Annotated in this window: 23 protein-coding genes; 12 read left to right on the top strand and 11 right to left on the bottom strand. The window is 42.7% G+C overall.

What is annotated here, in order from left to right; translation table 11 throughout:
• The 5 genes from MKR94_RS15910 to rfbB form a co-directional block, all read right to left on the bottom strand.
• The coding region (locus tag MKR94_RS15910; protein ID WP_241647799.1) for a glycosyltransferase family 2 protein at nt 1–784 on the bottom strand (784 nt) is incomplete at its 3' end.
• Nucleotides 785–787: 3 nt separating this feature from the next.
• Nucleotides 788–1,336 carry a dTDP-4-dehydrorhamnose 3,5-epimerase gene (gene rfbC / locus MKR94_RS15905; RefSeq protein ID WP_241647798.1) on the bottom strand — a complete coding sequence of 183 codons (549 nt, stop codon included), beginning with the start codon at nt 1,334–1,336 and terminating at the stop codon, nt 788–790.
• Nucleotides 1,333–2,226, bottom strand: a complete 894-nt coding sequence (gene rfbD, locus MKR94_RS15900; protein WP_241647801.1) for a dTDP-4-dehydrorhamnose reductase — start codon at nt 2,224–2,226, stop codon at nt 1,333–1,335. The genes rfbC and rfbD overlap by 4 nt, the downstream gene beginning before the upstream one ends.
• 8 nt (nt 2,227–2,234) lie before the next feature.
• A complete protein-coding gene (rfbA, locus tag MKR94_RS15895) occupies nt 2,235–3,104 on the bottom strand; it encodes a glucose-1-phosphate thymidylyltransferase RfbA (RefSeq protein WP_241647797.1) in 870 nt (289 codons plus the stop codon).
• Nucleotides 3,104–4,189, bottom strand: coding sequence for a dTDP-glucose 4,6-dehydratase (gene rfbB / locus MKR94_RS15890; protein ID WP_241647796.1), 1,086 nt, complete (start codon nt 4,187–4,189; stop codon nt 3,104–3,106). Before rfbB ends, rfbA begins: the two co-directional genes overlap by 1 nt.
• A gap of 513 nt (nt 4,190–4,702) precedes the next feature.
• Here rfbB and MKR94_RS15885 point away from each other — a divergent pair.
• Nucleotides 4,703–4,966: a DUF1294 domain-containing protein gene (locus MKR94_RS15885; protein ID WP_338328030.1), complete on the top strand. Its 264-nt coding sequence runs from the start codon at nt 4,703–4,705 to the stop codon at nt 4,964–4,966.
• A 47-nt stretch (nt 4,967–5,013) separates the two neighbouring features.
• On the opposite strand, the gene MKR94_RS15880 is transcribed toward MKR94_RS15885, so the two are convergent.
• Nucleotides 5,014–6,333 (bottom strand): gluconate:H+ symporter, encoded by a 1,320-nt coding sequence (locus MKR94_RS15880; protein WP_241647794.1) that lies wholly within the window; start codon nt 6,331–6,333, stop codon nt 5,014–5,016.
• A gap of 92 nt (nt 6,334–6,425) precedes the next feature.
• Nucleotides 6,426–7,454 carry an L-idonate 5-dehydrogenase gene (gene idnD / locus MKR94_RS15875; protein WP_241647793.1) on the bottom strand — a complete coding sequence of 343 codons (1,029 nt, stop codon included), beginning with the start codon at nt 7,452–7,454 and terminating at the stop codon, nt 6,426–6,428.
• Between the two features lie 264 nt (nt 7,455–7,718).
• Between idnD and MKR94_RS15870 the strand changes: the two genes are divergently transcribed.
• Entirely contained in the window at nt 7,719–9,242 is a 1,524-nt protein-coding gene (locus MKR94_RS15870; protein ID WP_241647792.1) for a BCCT family transporter, read from the top strand.
• A gap of 43 nt (nt 9,243–9,285) precedes the next feature.
• Here the strand turns inward: MKR94_RS15870 and MKR94_RS15865 are convergent, their stop codons facing one another.
• From MKR94_RS15865 to MKR94_RS15855, 3 genes are all read right to left on the bottom strand, one after another.
• Nucleotides 9,286–9,630, bottom strand: a complete 345-nt coding sequence (locus MKR94_RS15865; RefSeq protein WP_048913557.1) for a YnfA family protein — start codon at nt 9,628–9,630, stop codon at nt 9,286–9,288.
• 112 nt (nt 9,631–9,742) lie between these two features.
• On the bottom strand, nt 9,743–10,207 hold the full coding sequence (locus MKR94_RS15860) for a nuclear transport factor 2 family protein (RefSeq protein WP_422047539.1): 465 nt from the start codon (nt 10,205–10,207) through the stop codon (nt 9,743–9,745).
• 15 nt (nt 10,208–10,222) lie between these two features.
• Nucleotides 10,223–10,834 carry an NAD(P)-dependent oxidoreductase gene (locus MKR94_RS15855; protein WP_241647791.1) on the bottom strand — a complete coding sequence of 204 codons (612 nt, stop codon included), beginning with the start codon at nt 10,832–10,834 and terminating at the stop codon, nt 10,223–10,225.
• Nucleotides 10,835–10,982: 148 nt separating this feature from the next.
• Here MKR94_RS15855 and MKR94_RS15850 point away from each other — a divergent pair, with 148 nt between their 5' ends.
• On the top strand, nt 10,983–11,357 hold the full coding sequence (locus tag MKR94_RS15850; protein ID WP_241647790.1) for a winged helix-turn-helix transcriptional regulator: 375 nt from the start codon (nt 10,983–10,985) through the stop codon (nt 11,355–11,357).
• Here the strand turns inward: MKR94_RS15850 and MKR94_RS15845 are convergent.
• Nucleotides 11,340–12,074, bottom strand: coding sequence for a GNAT family N-acetyltransferase (locus MKR94_RS15845; protein WP_241647789.1), 735 nt, complete (start codon nt 12,072–12,074; stop codon nt 11,340–11,342). The genes MKR94_RS15850 and MKR94_RS15845 overlap by 18 nt on opposite strands.
• A gap of 402 nt (nt 12,075–12,476) precedes the next feature.
• On the opposite strand from MKR94_RS15845, the gene MKR94_RS15840 reads away from it, so the two are divergent.
• The 9 genes from MKR94_RS15840 to MKR94_RS15800 all read left to right on the top strand — a co-directional run bounded on the left by MKR94_RS15840 (nt 12,477) and on the right by MKR94_RS15800 (nt 18,152).
• Nucleotides 12,477–12,668 carry a type II toxin-antitoxin system HicA family toxin gene (locus MKR94_RS15840; protein WP_241606105.1) on the top strand — a complete coding sequence of 64 codons (192 nt, stop codon included), beginning with the start codon at nt 12,477–12,479 and terminating at the stop codon, nt 12,666–12,668.
• A 16-nt stretch (nt 12,669–12,684) separates the two neighbouring features.
• Nucleotides 12,685–13,155 carry a type II toxin-antitoxin system HicB family antitoxin gene (locus MKR94_RS15835; RefSeq protein ID WP_241647788.1) on the top strand — a complete coding sequence of 157 codons (471 nt, stop codon included), beginning with the start codon at nt 12,685–12,687 and terminating at the stop codon, nt 13,153–13,155.
• Nucleotides 13,156–13,558: 403 nt separating this feature from the next.
• Complete coding sequence (locus tag MKR94_RS15830) at nt 13,559–14,539, top strand: DUF1852 domain-containing protein (RefSeq protein ID WP_241647787.1); 981 nt, start codon at nt 13,559–13,561, stop codon at nt 14,537–14,539.
• A gap of 27 nt (nt 14,540–14,566) precedes the next feature.
• Complete coding sequence (locus MKR94_RS15825; RefSeq protein WP_241647786.1) at nt 14,567–15,598, top strand: methionine synthase; 1,032 nt, start codon at nt 14,567–14,569, stop codon at nt 15,596–15,598.
• Nucleotides 15,599–15,903: 305 nt separating this feature from the next.
• The gene (locus MKR94_RS15820; protein WP_241647785.1) at nt 15,904–16,209 is read left to right on the top strand and encodes a hypothetical protein; all 306 of its coding nucleotides are present in this window, start codon (nt 15,904–15,906) and stop codon (nt 16,207–16,209) included.
• Nucleotides 16,210–16,221: 12 nt separating this feature from the next.
• Complete coding sequence (locus MKR94_RS15815) at nt 16,222–16,773, top strand: hypothetical protein (protein WP_241647784.1); 552 nt, start codon at nt 16,222–16,224, stop codon at nt 16,771–16,773.
• Between the two features lie 176 nt (nt 16,774–16,949).
• Nucleotides 16,950–17,315, top strand: a complete 366-nt coding sequence (locus tag MKR94_RS15810; RefSeq protein ID WP_241647783.1) for a tlde1 domain-containing protein — start codon at nt 16,950–16,952, stop codon at nt 17,313–17,315.
• Entirely contained in the window at nt 17,315–17,749 is a 435-nt protein-coding gene (locus tag MKR94_RS15805) for a Shiga toxin A subunit (RefSeq protein ID WP_241647782.1), read from the top strand. Before MKR94_RS15810 ends, MKR94_RS15805 begins: the two co-directional genes overlap by 1 nt.
• Nucleotides 17,697–18,152, top strand: a complete 456-nt coding sequence (locus MKR94_RS15800) for a lysozyme family protein (protein ID WP_241647781.1) — start codon at nt 17,697–17,699, stop codon at nt 18,150–18,152. The genes MKR94_RS15805 and MKR94_RS15800 overlap by 53 nt, the downstream gene beginning before the upstream one ends.
• The last annotated feature ends 196 nt before the right edge of the window (nt 18,153–18,348 follow it).

The raw sequence follows: 18,348 nt of genomic DNA, 5'->3' as shown, positions 1-18,348 counted from the left end.
TACTAATACCATCTAATACTTCAATATTCTTTTCATTAATATTGTTCCAAGTTTTTACATCACCTTTATAGAGTTTTTTTAATCTTTTAATTTTAGATTCTAGGGTTCTATTGCTACCAACTAGATTATGTCCATGTTGTCTGTAATAAAGGCAAGGTTCTCTATCATACATAACCTCTCCATCAAGAGCTGTACAATAGATGTATAATAACCAATCGTGTGAAACTACTTCAAGATTACTAGGTAACAATTTAACTTTTTCTCTCAATGCATTGGAAATTAACATCGTATTACCTCCAGCATAGCTCTGTACCAATGCATTATTTAAACTAAATTTTCGCCTAAATAGATTAGACTTACCTATACTTCTCCCCGTATCATCAACTAGAAATGTTCTTGCACCATAAAGTAAACATTCTTTAAATGGATCACGTTCTGTGCTATAAACGAATTCTACCGCTCGCTCTAATTTATTGTGATGCCAAATATCATCTTGATCGCAGAATGCGAAATATTCAAAGCCTTCGCCATTATGTTGTAATGAGGATATAAAATTCCAAGCAAAGCCTTTTTTAGGACCACTTAAAATAACAAGCTTTTCCTTACCAATTTTCAGCTGATATTCATTAAGTATAGTAATAGTATCGTCTGCCGAGCCGTCATCAGAAGCATAAATAACCCAATTTTTATAACTCTGATATATGATAGAATCAAGTTGCTCGCGTAAATATTTCTCGCCATTATAGGTACATAGTAATATAGCGATCTTATTTTCTGTAGCCATAAATCAATCAAAAATCTCCGCAACAGAAAAGTTTAATCCGTTCTTATCTTTTTCTGAAATATTCAAATTATCAGCTATTGGCCAATCAATATTAATATCTTTGTCATTCCATAGAATACTTCTATCATGTTGCGGTGAATAATAATTAGTCGTTTTATAGACAAACTGTACTCGCTCACTCATCGCTAAAAAACCATGGGCAAACCCTTCAGGAATCCATAACTGCTTCTTATTGTCAGCACTTAAGTATTCACCAACCCACTGACCAAAGGTCGCCGAAGAACGGCGTAAATCAACAGCAACATCGAAGACCTCACCTTCAACACATCTCACCAGTTTTCCCTGAGAGAACGGTGCTAATTGATAATGCAATCCCCTCAAAACACCTTGTTGTGATTGTGAATGATTATCTTGTACAAAGTTAACCTTATAGCCTACCGCTTCTTCAAATATACGTTGGTTAAAACTTTCGAAAAAATAGCCCCGCTCATCACCAAAAACTTTAGGCTCTATAACTAACACTTCCGATATTTTTGTAGCATAAATATTCATTTTACATCCTCTAGCTCACTGATTAACCGACTTATACCGAGTTTCCAATCAGGAATATTGATATTGAATACACTACTTAACTTACGATTAGACAGTCTAGAATTTTTAGGGCGTTTTGCTGCAGTGGGGAAAGCATTAGATGTAACGGCTGATATATCTTTAACCGCTAAGGGTACACCTAGCTGCTGCAGTAATTCATAGAGATACGTTGCATAACCATACCAACTGGTTTCGCCACTCGAGACTAAATGGTAAATCCCGTAGTTGTCCTTATGTTCTAATACTTTTCGAATGGCTATGGCAGTACAGTCTGCAATTAACTCTGCCCCCGTTGGCGCCCCAATTTGGTCATCAATAACGGATAAGGCTTCTTTATTCTTAATTAACGTAGAAATAGTTTTAGCAAAATTATGCCCCCTTGCGGCATATACCCAGCTTGTTCTGAATATCAAATGTTGAGGATTATGACGACTAACTGTCATTTCACCCTCTCGTTTGGTTTTACCGTATACATTCAAGGGGTTAGTTTTCTCATCTTCCTCTCTGAAATGGCTTCCCTCACCATCAAATACGTAGTCTGTGGAAAAATGAACTAACAGCGCACCGAGTTTTGCTGTTTCTTTTGCTAAAACTTCAACTGCCTGGCTATTAATGAGTTGCGCAGAAACTTCATCCGTTTCTGCCTTATCCACTGCGGTATAGGCCGCTGCATTAACCACTACTTTAGGCATTATTGCCTGTATAGTTGTTGCTAAACCACTGAGATCAGCTAAGTCTCCACAATAGTTGGTGCTATTTCTGTCCAGCGCAATAACTTCACCCAAAGTCGCAAGAGAACGTTGTAATTCCCATCCAACTTGGCCATTTTTACCTAACAATAATATTTTCATCATGAATATCAATGCCCTACTAAGATACGAGCTAAATAACGTCCGTACTCTGTTTTACTTAAGTATTTAGCTTGCTCAGCAACGCTTTCAGCCGAAAGCCAGCCCTTTCTATAAGCAATCTCCTCTAGGCAGGCGACTTTCATTCCTTGACGTTTCTCTATGGTATGAATGAATTGTGACGCTTCCATCAAACTATCGTGGGTACCGGTGTCAAGCCAAGCAAATCCTCGTCCTAGAAGTTCGACTTGAAGTTGGTCTTTCTCCAAGTACATCTGGTTCAAGGTCGTTATTTCTAACTCACCACGCGGGGAAGGCTGAACTGCTTTTGCCATCTCGACAACTTGATTATCATAAAAATACAGTCCCGTTACCGCCCAATCCGATTTTGGTGAGACCGGTTTCTCTTCTAATGAGAGGGCTTTGAAATTGCTATCGAACTCCACGACACCAAAACGCTCAGGATCAGGAACTTGATAGCCAAACACTAATGCCCCGGTATCCAGATGCGTTGCGTTTTCTAATTTTTTACCAAAGCTCTCACCAAAATAAATATTGTCTCCCAGCACTAAGGCACAGCTATCGTTACCGATAAATTTCTCACCGATAAGAAATGCCTGGGCTAATCCATCCGGCGAGGGCTGTATAGCGTATGAAAAACTCACACCGAACCGGCTACCGTCACCCAACAAGCGTCGAAAGCTTGACATATCTTCTGGTGTAGAAATGATCAGAATTTCTCTGATACCGGCTAACATCAAAACAGATATCGGGTAAAAGATCATGGGCTTATCATAAATCGGGAGCAGTTGCTTAGAAACACCCTGAGTAATCGGGTAGAGTCGCGTGCCCGACCCGCCAGCTAAAACTATCCCTTTCATTATAAATCTGCTCCATTAACTATTGTATCTAGCCCTAAACGTTCACCAGTATAAGAACCATCTATTACGCTTTCCCACCACTCGTTATTGGCCAGATACCACTCCACCGTTTTTTCGATACCTGTTTCAAATGTCTCAAGCGGTTGCCAATTTAGGTCATTTGCTATTTTGCTCGCATCGATGGCGTATCGAGCATCGTGACCAGGGCGATCTTTAACGAAGGTAATCAACTCTGAGTAACTGCTAATATTAGCGGGTTTAGTACTTATTTTTTCATCAAGAATCCGACAAATAGTTTCTACCACTTCAATATTTTTTCGCTCGTTATGACCACCAATATTATAGGTTTCACCAATTTTCGCTGACGTTGCCACTAGGTATAACGCTCGGGCATGATCCTCCACATATAGCCAATCACGGATTTGCTGGCCATTGCCATAAATAGGCAGTGCTTTACCCGCTAATGCATTCAAAATGGTTAATGGAATTAATTTTTCAGGGAAATGAAAGGGGCCATAATTATTCGAACAGTTGGTGATGACTACAGGTAAATCGTAGGTACGGTGCCATGCTCTGACTAAATGATCACTACTCGCTTTCGAAGCAGAGTAAGGACTACTCGGCGCGTAAGGGGTTTCTTCGGTGAAAAGGTCAGTCGTTCCTTCTAAATCGCCATAGACTTCATCAGTGGAAATATGGTGGAAGCGGAATTGTGTTTTTTTGCTTACTGGAAGGTTGTTATAAAAGTCCCGAGCCGCCTCTAAAAGGGTAAACGTTCCGATGATATTGGTATGGATAAAATCCGCCGGGCCATCAATAGAGCGGTCAACATGGCTTTCCGCGGCAAGGTGCATAATGATATCAGGCTGAAAAGCTTGAATCTGTTCAGCAACTGCGGCTTTATCTGTAATATCTGTTTTTGAAAAGTTAAAACGCGAATCGTCACTAACCGTTTTTAACGATGCAAGGTTACCAGCATAAGTTAAGCTGTCGAGGACGAGAACGTGGTCATCGGTGTTATCGATAATGTGTCTGGCTACAGCTGATCCGATGAAGCCTGCGCCCCCAGTTACTATTATTTTCATTAAACTTTGCTCTTAGGTTGGAACATTATTACTGATTAATGTTATTCAAGCACGCTACCGCCATTGGCTGTCGTTACCAAATCACGGCTTATCAAATTGGAGCTTGCGATAGAATCAACGGATGGTGAAGTTCAAAATTGCTACTATTCAGCACAAATCAACCGTTTCCATACATCAATACTAGGATGAGAATTATATAGATTTATTTTACTAAATTGAAATTATGACCATTTTTTTTTCGATATTCATCAGATTAATATGACTAAATTAGTCTAGCGAATTGAATTTACTGGGTATTGTCCATTGCGAATTGAGCACTTATTATATCCTGCTAATTTTTCCATCTGCCTAGTTGAGCTTAACGTTACATCAACTTTACTCTGCTCATAATATGTTTGCTTCAATACACACAGAAAAGATGAGAAATATATCACTAACACAATGAAAAATAACAATATTTTCTTAATAACCGTTATCCTCTTCATCTTTTTGTGTATTTACACAACTACCTGAATTAGCCTGGCTCTAGTCAATCTGGTAACTTTCATGCTATTTGCCATAGATAAACGAGCAGCGATTAAGCACACTTTTCGTGTCCCTGAAAAGTGGTTGCTACTTTGTTGCTTACTGGGGGGCTGGCTCGGTGGCCTCATTGCTCAACAACTCTTTCGACACAAAACACGTAAACAGCCTTTTAAAAGTCTCTTTTATCTCACCATCCTTTTGGACTGCATAGCGGTGATACTCTACTTGTCTCGTGGTGCACTGCTGCATTAGCGGTAAACCTTCGCGAGAAGTCAGCCACTCCTCGCGAGGTCGCTTTTCTATGTCACAATGGCTTCAAGAATTAACACGCCTGCTAACCCAGCCCCTGAGATAATAGTTTCCATCACGGTCCACGTTTTCAATGTTTCGACTACACTCAGGTTGAAATACCCCTTGAATAGCCAAAATCCTGGATCGTTAACATGCGAAGCGATAACGCTACCAGCGCCGACTGCCAGTACCATTAATGCGGGATCGGTATGCGTTACAGCAATAATCGGGGTGACAATTCCCGCTGTCGTAATGGCCGCAACGGTAGCTGATCCTAAGGCAATCCGTAACATGGCAGCAACGGTCCAACACATTAACAGTGGTGAGAGCGATGAGTTACGCATCATCTGCGCGATATATTCACCTACCCCGCTATCGACTAAGACTTGTTTGAACGCTCCCCCTCCGGCGATGATAAACACAATCATGGCGATAGCCGCAATCGACGAGCCGCACATTTCCATTACTTCATCAATCTTACGCCCATTACGTAGACCGAGTGTTATCACGGCAATAATTACTGAGATAAACAACGCCACCGCAGGGGTGCCAATAAATTCAAAGAATTGACGAATAGGATTTCCTTTGGCAACCGTTAATTCGAAGACAGCCGCCAAAGCCATCAATACCACCGGGATTACCGCAGCAAAAATACTGGTCCAGAAGCCTGGCATCTCAGCATCGGTGAATATCTTGGTATTATAAAGTCCCTCTGGCGGCGACTTTTCAAACTTCTTGAGAAATTTGGAGAAAATAGGTCCCGCAATGATGACAGTAGGCAGCGTTAAGATCATGCCATAAAGCAACGTTGTACCGAGGTTAGCGCCGAAAATCGTGGCTATCGCAGTCGGACCGGGATGCGGGGGGAGAAAACAGTGTGTCACCGACAACGCCGCAACCATCGGTACCCCCACGTACAGCAGCGGAATGCCTGCTGCGACGACAACGGTATAAACCAGCGGTAGCAATAAAACGAAACCTATCTCGTAGAACATCGCTAGACCGACGATCAGTCCTGTTACCATCATCGCCCATTGTACGCGCTGTTTACCGAAGGCATCGATTAAGGTCATCGCAACACGCTGCGCAGCACCAGTGTCTGAAACCAATTTACCCAGCATGGCACCGAAGCCTAAAATCATCGCTAATCCACCCAACGTATTCCCTACGCCTTTTTGAATCGAGGCAATAACTTGTAGCGGTGTCATCCCTTCAGCAATACCGACAACTGCAGAGACAAAAATTAGCGCGAGAAAACCATTCACTTTGAAAACGATCATTAATACCAGTAACAGCACAACACCCAGAGCAATGATAGTAATAGGCATATAACCTACCTTATTAAATTTTTATTTTGATGGAATGCCCAGGCACGTTAGCATTTAAATTCAGCTTTATTCGCCCCGACACAGTGTTAAGACTAAAACACTAACTGAACCTTTGATGCCTGTTGCTTGTCCCCAGCAAATTGCAGGGCTTCGTCAACCTCTCGATAGCTATATTCACCACTAAACAGGGGTAAAGGATTGATTTTGCCACTTACCAACCAGTCGACCGCCGTAGTGAATTCATGGGTAAAACGAAAGGTGCCAACGATTCGTAGCTCTTTAGCAATAACCGTCATCATCGGAAATTGTGGAATATCGCCGCCCATACCGACCTGGACAATGCACCCTCTTGCGCGAGTCACGTCGATACAGCGTGTTAACGCACTGGGATGCCCTGATGCCTCAAAACTTACGTCAAAGGCCCCTTTTTGCGCACGATAAGCGGTCATCTCATCATCAGCCAACAAGGTGACTGATGCCCCCAATTTATCGGCTAGCGTCAGCGCGCGAGGACTGATATCACTACAAACGATCTCTCTCGCGCCGCTCGCCTTCGCCACCGCGACCAGTAAACAGCCAATCGGCCCAACACCGGAGATAAAAACACGTTTATCTGCTACGCCACCAGCTTGATTCACTGCATGGAGGCACACCGCTAGAGGCTCAGCGAATACCATTATCCGATCATCGAGCGACGCGTCGAACGGTACGCACTGTGCGCTATCGACAATTTTGTATTGTGTAAAACCCCCGTCAACGTGTGGGTTCATCATCGCACTACCGAAAAAGCGCATCGCCAAACACTGATTCGTGTCTTCGGTTGAACAGTATTGGCATTCTCCACAAGCTTTAGAGGGATTGATCGCCACTTTTTGTCCTGGCTTGAGCTGTGAGTTATCCGATTTCTCTACCGTACCGATCACTTCATGACCGAGGATCATTGGCATCTGAAGAGCAAAGTTGCCGACCTTCCCGTGCTGATAATAGTGCAGATCTGAACCACAAATTCCGCCACGGCAAATTTTTACTAAGGTTCCTTCTCCTTGATAAGTCACCCTCTGGCTGATGACTTCGACCTGCTGTTTTCCTTTCACTACGCAAGAGTGAGTAGATAGCGTCATGCTTGCCACCTTAGTGGAATGAATAAGCAGGATATAAAATAGGTAAATTCCATTTCAATCTGTCGATTAGCGCACTAAACCGGAATATCGAAGATGAGGATTTTTCACACTGTGACTAAGTCAGGATTTTACCATTCGATAAAATAGTGCTACTCAACGCTTAAAATTGATTTTTTTAATTGAACGATCAATCAATCAAACCCATAATCGCCGTAAGTTAAACCAATGTTTCATTTTTGTTTAAATTTTGATTCAGGAAAATATATGGCGCTACTCAACTATCATGTTAAACCGACCACGAGTGTACGCGTGAATCTCCCTGTCTTTTTGAGTTCATCCCTACTCATCCTTCTACTCGGGATAGTCACCGTCCTCTATCCTGTCGCCAGTCAATTATGGTTAACCCGAGCGCAAACCTGGGTTACTGCGGTGTTTGGGTGGTATTACATGTTGCTGATGGTGCTATCGATGGGGTTTATCTTTTGGCTAGCCTGCTCGCGTCATGGGACTCAATTACTGGGGCATGAAAACGAAGCGCCTGAATTCAGTTATCTCTCTTGGATTGCCATGTTGTTCTCTGCCGGCATTGGTATAGCACTCGTCTATTACGGCGCCTATGAACCTTTGGCTCATTTTCTGCAGCCGCCAGAAGGGCAAGGGGGGACTGTCCATGCGGCACGGGAAGCCATGGCGATTACATTTCTCCATTGGGGGCTACATGGCTGGGCACTGTATGCACTGATCGCAACGGCTCTTGCTTGGTTTGCCTATCGACGTGATCAACCTTTGGCGTTACGTTCGGCACTTTACGGTCTTTTTCGTCATAAGATCCACGGTTGGATTGGCCATACCGTCGATACCTGCGGTATTTTAGTCACGGTGGTCTCGATGGTGACAAACCTTGGAATTGGTGCGTTACTCGTTAACGCTGGGTTAAATTATCTGTTTGATTTACCTCAAACTCCGCAGTTACTCTTCACTCTGATTATCATCATGATGATCGTGGCCACAGTCGCCACCGTCATCGGAATTGAGAAAGGGATTGCGTTCCTTTCTAACCTCAATGTGGGCTTTCTCTGCTTATTACTTCTCTTTCTTTTTATCACAGGTCCTACCCTGACGATGCTAAATGGGTTACTGCAAAATACCGGGGATTACCTGTCGAGTGTTGTAGCAAAAAGCTTTGAGGTTTATCTCTATAGCAAGGCCGAAAAATGGCAGGGAGCGTGGACGCTCTTCTATTGGGCGTGGTGGGTCGCTTGGGCACCGTTTGTCGGGCTATTTATTGCTCGAATCTCCCGTGGCAGAACCATTCGCCAAGTAATTTTAGGGGTGATGCTGATCCCTCTCGGTTTCACCTTGGCGTGGCTCTCTCTTTTCGGTAATACCGCTATTTCATTAGTGCTCGATCAAGGGCATGCGATTCTAGGGCAAATTGCGTTATCGGATCCCCCAATGGCGGTCTATAAATTATTAGAGTATCTTCCTTGGCCTACTCTGACTGCGGTGTTCACGGTAATGATCAGCTTTGTGCTATTCCTCACCCCGGTGGATTCCGGCACACTGATGATTGCCAATCTCGCCAGTAAAGGAGGGACCTCTGAGGATGACGCCCCTGTTTGGCTTCGCCTCTTCTGGGCAATTGTGACCACCGTGCTGTGTGCTGGACTACTTTATGCGGGCAGCTTCAGTGCTATGCAAACGGCTGTAGTGATCGCTGGCCTTCCCTTTTCCGTGGTGATTTTACTTTACATGGTGAGCCTGTATCGCGATCTACATCGTGCTTAATTCCTCGTCCCCACGCCTTAATAAAGTGCTGTGGGGACCTTTTCTATTTTATCAGCCATTTAGATAAGGGCTGCCCCATGATTACGATTACGCCCAGAAAAATGATTAAAGCCCCGAGATAATCATCCCGTCCTAGGCTGATACCGTCGACCCAGCGTAACCAAGCGAGTGCCACTAAAATATAGACTCCACCGTACGCCGCATAGGTACGCCCTGCTGCCGCGGGATGTAGCGTCAATAGGCCACAAAAAATAACTAAAGAACAGAGGGCAGGAATCAACAGGATTAACGGTTTACCTTGTTTGGCAACTAACCACGGCAAATAACACCCGATAATCTCCGCAATGGCAGTGATGATAAACAGTAAAAAGTAGTAGACGTATAACAAGAGGCGTTCCCTCAGCAGTAATAATTATGAGGGAACGTAGCTGACGGGGCCGAGAGAAGCAAGTCAGCGACGACTATTTATGCTGACTCGGTACTAAGCGGCTCGTTTTGGCTTAAAACATCGTATTATCGTTGGCGGCAGTCTTAGGAACCTCTTGGATGACATCCCAATGTTCAACGATCTTACCGTCACGTACGCGGAAAATATCCACAATCGCTTCTCCGCGGTCTTTCATATTTTCGGTCGAATGGATATGCAACCAGACCAAATCGCCATCTACCGCGCTACGAATAATCTTGGCGCGCGATTGCGGGTGATGTTTAAAATAATCGGTAAAGTAGCTGACAAAGGGTTTCTTACCGTCAGGTACCTGTGGATTGTGCTGACGATAGTCTTCAGCGACTACTTTCGCTGCTTCATCAACCTTATGCTGGTTAAAAAACTGGTTATAGAAGTTGACCACCAGCTGGCGATTTGCCTCTGTCGACGCTGAGCTAGTTTGCGACGCCGTCGCCGCCATCGAGGCTGAACTCACCAGTAATCCTGCCGTAAACAGTAACGTTTTCATCTTATGCATGATGGTGCTCCTCGTTTAATAACCGACTGTAAAACGTTGGCGCGAATGTACTGGTTTTTCAATTTCGTCGACAAGAGCGATAGCATAATCCTCGTACGAAATGCGGCTCCCTTGTTCATTACTCAGCAATGTGTCGCGACCTAAACGGAAGTTACCCGTTTTCTCCCCTGCCTCAAACAGGGCCGATGGCGAGATAAACGTCCAATCCAGTAATTTTTCTTCGCGTAACCGATTCAGAAAATCTAGGCCAGCACGAGCCTCGGGAAGATAAGCCTCAGGAAAATTAGATTGATTAATCAACAATTGCCCTGGTGCAACCTCTAAACTTCCTGCGCCGCCCACCACTAAATAACGAGCAACACCTGAATCTTTCACTGCCTCAATTAAGGTTGCAGGGGCGACTTGCGGAAACTTCACTGCGCTGACCACAACATCGTGTCCCGCTAAGGTTTCAACAAAAGCTTGGGTATCGTTTATATCCCCTTTCACTACCGAGACATTGGGTAAGTTAGGAATCGACGCCGGTTGACGAGCTATTGCCGTTACCTGATGACCGCGTTCTGATAATTCTTTAACAATACGGGAACCCACCTGACCTGACGCACCAACAACGGCTACAGAAGCCATAATAACCTCCTTGATAAAATGAAGACCTAGTCTTAATTGTGGACTGGTTAAATTGATGCTACTGTGCCGCTGAAATCTTTGCAAGAGGTTGTCCTCTTGACCCTAGGTCAGGGTAAAATGACTGCCCTATTAGGAGGAATAGAGTGCTATGGCAAATAACTATGCGGGATTTGGACATCCCTGCCCGATTCGTGATGTATTAGATCGTATTGGTGATCAGTGGAGTTTATTGATTTTGGAGTCCTTAGCGAATAAAACCTATCGCTTTAATGCGCTACACCGCGAGATTGGCGATATCTCACGCCAAATGCTAACGGTAACCTTGAAAAGGCTAGAGTGTGACGGCTATATATCCCGCACCGTTTTCGCAGAAGTGCCGACACGAGTAGAGTATCGGCTCACTGCACTGGGTGAATCTTTCCTTCAGCCTTTACGACAATTGGTGGAATGGGCAGATACTCATCACGAGGCAATTTGTTACGCACGTAAAATAAATGGCGATAGCTCACTCAGCGGTCAATAGTGCTTTACGCTGATTTTCGATCAGCTCGCCCAGCTTTTGTCGCTGTTGCCCTTGCTGATCGAAATTATCTCGGGCAAGCCACTGCTGGTAAGCTTTCTGCAACGCAGGAAAATCGCTATCAATAATTGAGAACCACGTGGTATCACGATTGTGCCCCCGTACCACCATGGCTTGGCGAAAAAGCCCTTCATAAGTGAAGCCTAATCGCAGTGCTGCAGCGCGTGATGGATGGTTATGCGAATTACATTTCCACTCCACTCGGCGGTAACCAAGCGCCCCCAAGGTGTACTGCAGTAATAGGCTGATCGCCTCTGTCGCCAATCGCGTACGCTTAAGTTGTGATGAATAAGTCACGCCCCCGATTTCAATGACGCCTTGCTGAGCATCAATACGCATCAGCGCAATACTTCCCACCGCTTGTTGCGTGATTAAATCAATAATTGCGTAATGTAAAGGATCATTGAGTGTTTCCAAACGAGCCAGATAGGTTTGATATTCCTCCAAATCACCAAAAGGCCCAGAGAGTAAGTAGGTCCAATCGCGCTCATCCTCTGCTTGCGATAAAGCATCGAACAATGCTTGACTATGTGCTGCCACGCTAATCGGTTCAAGCCGACAATACTGACCATCAATCGTGGTTTTAGTGGGGTATTGCGCCCCTTGCCAATTTTCTACCGGTTCACCAATAGGTTGCTGAAATTCGTTTACTCGTGTCATGCTAGCCCTTATCGTTAATGATTGTGATGAAGAAAATGATTCACTATGACGTGATGACAAATAAGCTCATCACTCACCTATAAAGTTTACTTACTGATACCCTATAAATGTCTAATCAGTCATACTTTCGCGACCTTCCAAGGGCCTTACTGCTCACACTATTGATAGCATAGTAAAAGTTATCGATGCACCCTAATTCTTCTCAGCGACGACAAGCAGATACGGTTCTCGTCGGCATTCAGTGATCCATTAACGCTAAAATTAAAACTGTGAAATCACTCTGAAATAACGAGTCAGGGCTTTGCCAGACAGTAACTCAATCTTGATCCTACACATAAAATCAGTCGAAACACTTTTGGCATACATATATGTATGTATACTTATTAAGTGTAGGGAGAAGAAATGAAATCCGCTGAGCTCATAAAGGAATTAATCGCAGCCGGATGTAAGCTAAAACGCCATAACGGGGGGAGTCATCAGATTTGGTGGTCTCCGATAACCGGAAAAACGTTTCCTGTCCCCCATCCAAAGAAAAATCTGCCGCCAGGAACCCTTAGCGCAATTAAAAGACTGGCAGGTATCCACTCCCTGTAAATAATGGAGGTGCAAAATGTTTTTTACAGTTGGTATCGAAGAACCTTGCGAAGAAAATATCGCTTATGGGCTGTCTATCCCAGCCTTTGATAAATACGGCTATGGTTGCGTCTCTGCTGCCGATCAGCAGGCAGATATTCCGATTATGGCAAGAGAAGCTATCCTGACGATTATCGAAGAAATGCTACTATCAGGCTCCCATTCTCTCGAAGAGATTACCGATGAGGGGGTCACCACTTATTCAAAAAATAGCGAATATCTACACTGTAATACATGGTTTATGCTTGATATTGAATTATCTTCATTCGAAGGCAAGCAGCAGCGACTCAATATTACGCTGCCTGATATTCTTGTAAAACGTATCGACGGCTTTGTGGCGGGGCATCGTTTAGATTATAAAGATAGAAGTCATTTTCTTGCTCAAGCCGCTAGGCGTGAACTCGCCAACCGCTTGGTGAAAACCGAGAAGCAACGTGACACTCAATAAGGGAAAAATCGCCCCGTGAAGGATGACTACTATGACGTTTCGTCATGTTACCTATTGGGGCAACAGGCTGTAAATGAAGATATTACGATAAGCTTAGTTATCAGTTCCCCCACGGCTGACGGCCAGTAAATAAACACTTCTCATCAACTTGAAAAAACTTTATTAACAATAAGTTACCCATAGCATCCATCATACTTACTTCCCTGTCCCTCGGTAAACTGACTACAACATGAAGATGACTCATACAGAAGTGAAATTAAGTCACTTCCCCTGCCGCGCCGACTCTGGCATAAATAAGTCATTGGCGGCAGACAGTATGTTTCACTGAACTCGACGCGCTTCGAAAAAAATTATAGTTAGCGTGCGAATCAGGCATCACAACAGAATTAGGATACCAATAATAATGAATAATGCATTTTCCTTTAGTATCAGTAGCCTTCGCTTAGATGAGCATTACAATCCTTCTGAGAGTACACGCATCACTACCAATTTTGCGAACCTCGCCCGGGGCGAAAAACGTCAGCAAAATCTACGTAATGCATTAACCATGATTAATAACCGTTTTAACTCCTTGGTCACTTGGGATAATCCAAATTCTGACCGTTATACGGTTGAACTTGAAATCGTTTCAATCGGCATGAAAATTAATGCGAGTAACCAAGATAGTTTCCCGGTGATCGAAATTTTAAAAACTACCGTGGTGGATAGCGAAACCGGCCAACGTATTGAAGGCATTGTGGGGAATAACTTTTCTTCTTATGTGCGTGACTACGATTTTAGCGTCGTACTCCCCGAATTTAATCAAGGTAAGACCGAATTTTCTATTCCTGAGAATTACGGTGTCCTGCACGGTAATATTTTCAAGGCGTTCGTTAACTCTGAAACCTATTCCCAGCATTTTAGTAAACAACCGGTTATTTGTTTAAGTGTTTCCAACAAAAATATCTATAAACGCACCGGTCACATTCATCCTGTATTAGGCATTGAGTACCAACAAGATAACCCGTCGTTAACCGATGACTATTTCGGCAAGATGGGCCTTAAGGTACGTTACTTTATGCCTGCCAACAGCGTTGCGCCACTGGCCTTCTATTTCCAAGGGGATTTGCTCAGTGATTACAGCAACTTCGAGCTTATCAGCACGATTAGCACCATGGAGACGTTCCAAAAAATTTATCGCCCTGAAATCTACAACGCGAATTCGCCAGCGGGCTTATGTTATCGACCCGCATTGAATCACCAAGATCACTCATTAACAGTGATTGAATATGATCGCGAAGAACGTACGCGTCTGGCAACTGAACAAGGTAAATTTACCGAAGAACACTTTATTAAGCCGAACCAAACACAACTTGAACAATGGTCAGCTCAGCAAGCTTTCTAATAAATTAAAACGATAAGGTCACCTGTTATGAAAATTTTGTTACCTACCTCCACAGCGGGCAGCTTACCAAAACCTTCGTGGATTGCTGAGCCAGAAAAATTATGGTCGCCGTGGAAACTCGAAGGCCATGAGTTGATCGATGGTAAGAACGACGCGTTGCGCCTTTGCTTAGATGACCAAGTGCGCGCCGGGATTGATATTGTCAGTGATGGTGAGCAAACGCGCCAACACTTCGTGACCACCTTTATTGAACACTTAGACGGCGTCGATTTTGAAAAACGCGAAATCGTCAAAATCCGTAATCGCTACGAAGCAAGCGTTCCTTCCGTCGTCGGCCCGGTTTCTCGTCCTAAATCAGTCTTTGTTGAAGACGCAAAGCGCTTACGTCAACTGACTGACAAACCGATTAAATGGGCTCTGCCTGGTCCAATGACCATGATCGATACTCTCTATGATGGGCATTATAAGAGCCGCGAAAAACTGGCCTGGGAATTCGCAAAGATTCTGAACCAAGAAGCGAAAGAGCTTGAAGCCGCAGGCATTGATATCATCCAGTTCGACGAACCCGCATTTAACGTGTTTTTCGATGAAGTCAATGAGTGGGGTATTGCCGCGTTAGAGAAAGCGATCGAAGGCTTACAATGCGAGACCGCGGTCCATATTTGCTATGGCTACGGTATCAAGGCCAATACCGATTGGAAAAAGACCCTCGGCGAAGAGTGGCGTCAATACGAAGAGATTTTTCCAAAGTTACAAAAATCGAATATCGATATCGTCTCTCTGGAATGTCAGAACTCCCGCGTACCGATGGATTTGATCGAATTGATCCGTGGTAAGAAAGTAATGGCCGGTGCCATTGATGTCGCCACCAATACGATCGAAACCCCAGAAGAAGTGGCCGAGACACTGCGCAAAGCCCTGCAGTTTGTGGACGCTGATAAGCTTTATCCAAGCACTAACTGCGGAATGACGCCGCTGTCCCGTGATGTCGCCAATGCAAAATTACGCGCATTAAGTGCCGGTGCCGCGATTGTACGTAATGAATTGTTGAATAAATAAGTCACCCATTTATTGCCCAGTAGAGTTAGCCATCATGGCTGATATTTACTGGGCGATTTGCTGATCAACACCCTTATCCCTTCCCTCTCTTTTACCATAAAAATTTATCTCGTCGGTAATTGTCCTATCAATAAATTGTTTATTACTCTCTATAGTGGTGGAAAAAGCTAGGAGGGTTATAATGAAGCAATTCTCTTTTTTCAGCCAGCAATGTTGCCCGTTGAAGGAGCAGGATATTTGCAAGGTGGATATTCAATTACCGTTAATATTGAAGAAAAAGTTTAGATACAGGTAAGAACATATACTTGTCAGCGGTAGGTAGTAATATTTCTAATATTGCTATCGGCTCAGGAAACATCTCATTCTGGCGCAAGGTATTTTTGGATAATGATAAAAAGACCCTTCCACTTAGTAATAATAATAAAAATATGATGTATCTAAATAAAATGGAACATTACATTGGTGATATTAATTTTTTCTTGGAAAAGAAAGGGCTTACTACACCAATCATTACATTAGAAGCTGATTATATCTATATTTCATATATAGGAAGCGCTTCACCCATACCAAGTAGTATGAAAAGAAAGATAATACTAACACCTTTCAAATAATGAGGTTTATCGTTGAAAAAATATGCTTACCTCACTTTTATAATTTTTTCTTTTTCCGTGGCTCTCTATTTTTATAGCGAGCGTCACGATAAAAAAACTATCCTCTATGCGAATGGGTTACTAGATCGTTATATAAAAGATCCCGCGAGTGAAAAACTTCATGCCTTAAAAGAATTAAAATCATTAACGAATAAAAACCCTAGAAATGTTAAGGTTCGTTCTATTTACCTTAATATTCTCCTACTTGAAAAACATTACACACAGGGCCTAGAACAAATAAAAATAATCAATAATAACAGTCCCATAGCATTATCTAAACTCAACGAATGTCTATTAATCGAGAGAGTCGACAAAGAACCAAGGAGTTGTTATCAGCAGGCTGTTAAGCTGTTTAGAGCTAAGCGTAACCATGATAATAACTATATCTTAGCCCTGAAATTTTCCCAAGATCCCAATTTTCTCAGTGAAAGGTACCGCCTAGTTAACGCAGGTAAAATAACTAAAGAAGCTGAAAATATCATCGACATGGATAAACAGACTTTCTTAGCGACTTTTTACCCTTAATTAAAATTGGATTTACTTAACTAATTTTGACGAGTTTATGCTTGCTCGAAAATTTATAATCAATAAATTAAGATTTATACTTATAAATAATAGAATTTATAAAATAATCAACTATACAGTCGTGTTCTCGAGCGATATAAAAGCATGATATTAACCAAGACGACAAGGATAGCGTTATGGCATGGTTATATCGCGTCAATACTAAGCAGTTTTTTCTTAATGGACATTATCGGTTTTCAGCGAGATATTCAGGCCGCCCCGGCTATCAAGATAATAGTGACCACCAGTATGTTAAATCAAAAGGCCCCATCCCTAAAGGTACTTATACCATTGGTAAGCCTTTCCATCATCCCAAAACAGGCCGCTGGACATTAAGACTGACGCCTTCGCCCTCCAATCAGATGTGTGGTCGAAGCGGTTTTATGATTCACGGTGACAGTGGAAAACACCCTGGCGAAGCTTCTGAGGGGTGTATTATTTTGGATTTTTCTTTTAGGAAATTAATAACCGATAGTAATGATAACTTATTGGAGGTTGATTAATGAGTAAATTTATTGGGCTGCTTTTAGTAATGTTATCCACCCAATCATTCGCCAGTAACAATGATGGCTGTGCTAAAATTGGTGCCTCGATGTATATAGGGTTAACCGATGCAATCGTTGAGGATCTGAGTATTAGTAGGGATCAGATTATCCAAAAAAATGTTAGCGTTGAGGTTATTTCAGTTTCCCCTATCACGAAAGTTTATGCTGAGCAACTGGCCAAGGAGGACTATAAAAAAATTGATACTCATATCCTCAGTCTTGATAATTATATCGACGGTTACTCTACAGACAATACCGAAGTGATCATAGCAAAATATATCTACCGCAATACAAAGAATCAAAAGAATGTTTTTATAGCGTCTAGCCTAAAAAATAAATATGAGTGTTCAGTTCGATTTAATGGGTATTTGGTTGTTAAGAGGGAGTTTTGATTTCTGTTTGAAGAAATATTATTTATTGAGAGGTATTTTATTATTTATTTTTCTTGTAAAGAATAGAGGGATTATTATGTTAGAGCCTAAGGATGGCTTAATCACCTTCCGTTCCGAAGGGAACAATATACCAAAAAGTATTTTCTTTACTCGTGTAATTCATTGGCCTGGTAACATAAGGAGTTGCTCTTCATCTCTTGGAGCATCTGGAGTTACTATTGGTAGAGGTTATGATATGAAACACCGATACCCATCGCAAATTATCCACGATCTCACTCGTTCAGGCATCCCTCATTTACAGGCAAAGAAAATATCTCTAGGAGCTAGACTACATCACTGTTCTGCATTAGATTTTGTCAATAAAAATCGTGAAATAATTGGTGAAATAACTGAAAGCCAATAGTTAAAACTCTTTGAAATCACCTATGCCTCTTATGTTGCCGATGCAAAAATATTTTATGCTAGATATAGGTCATCAACTTCATTAGATTGGGGAGAGATTGACTTGAGAATAAGAGATATATTTATAGATTTGAAGTATCAAGGGCTATTACAAAAAATTGACATCCTTGAATTTGAAAGTAATAATATTAATAATG

This window comes from Rosenbergiella metrosideri (genome assembly GCF_022602565.1).
Classification (GTDB): Bacteria; Pseudomonadota; Gammaproteobacteria; order Enterobacterales; family Enterobacteriaceae; genus Rosenbergiella; species Rosenbergiella metrosideri.
This window is presented reverse-complemented; position numbering and strand designations above follow the sequence as displayed.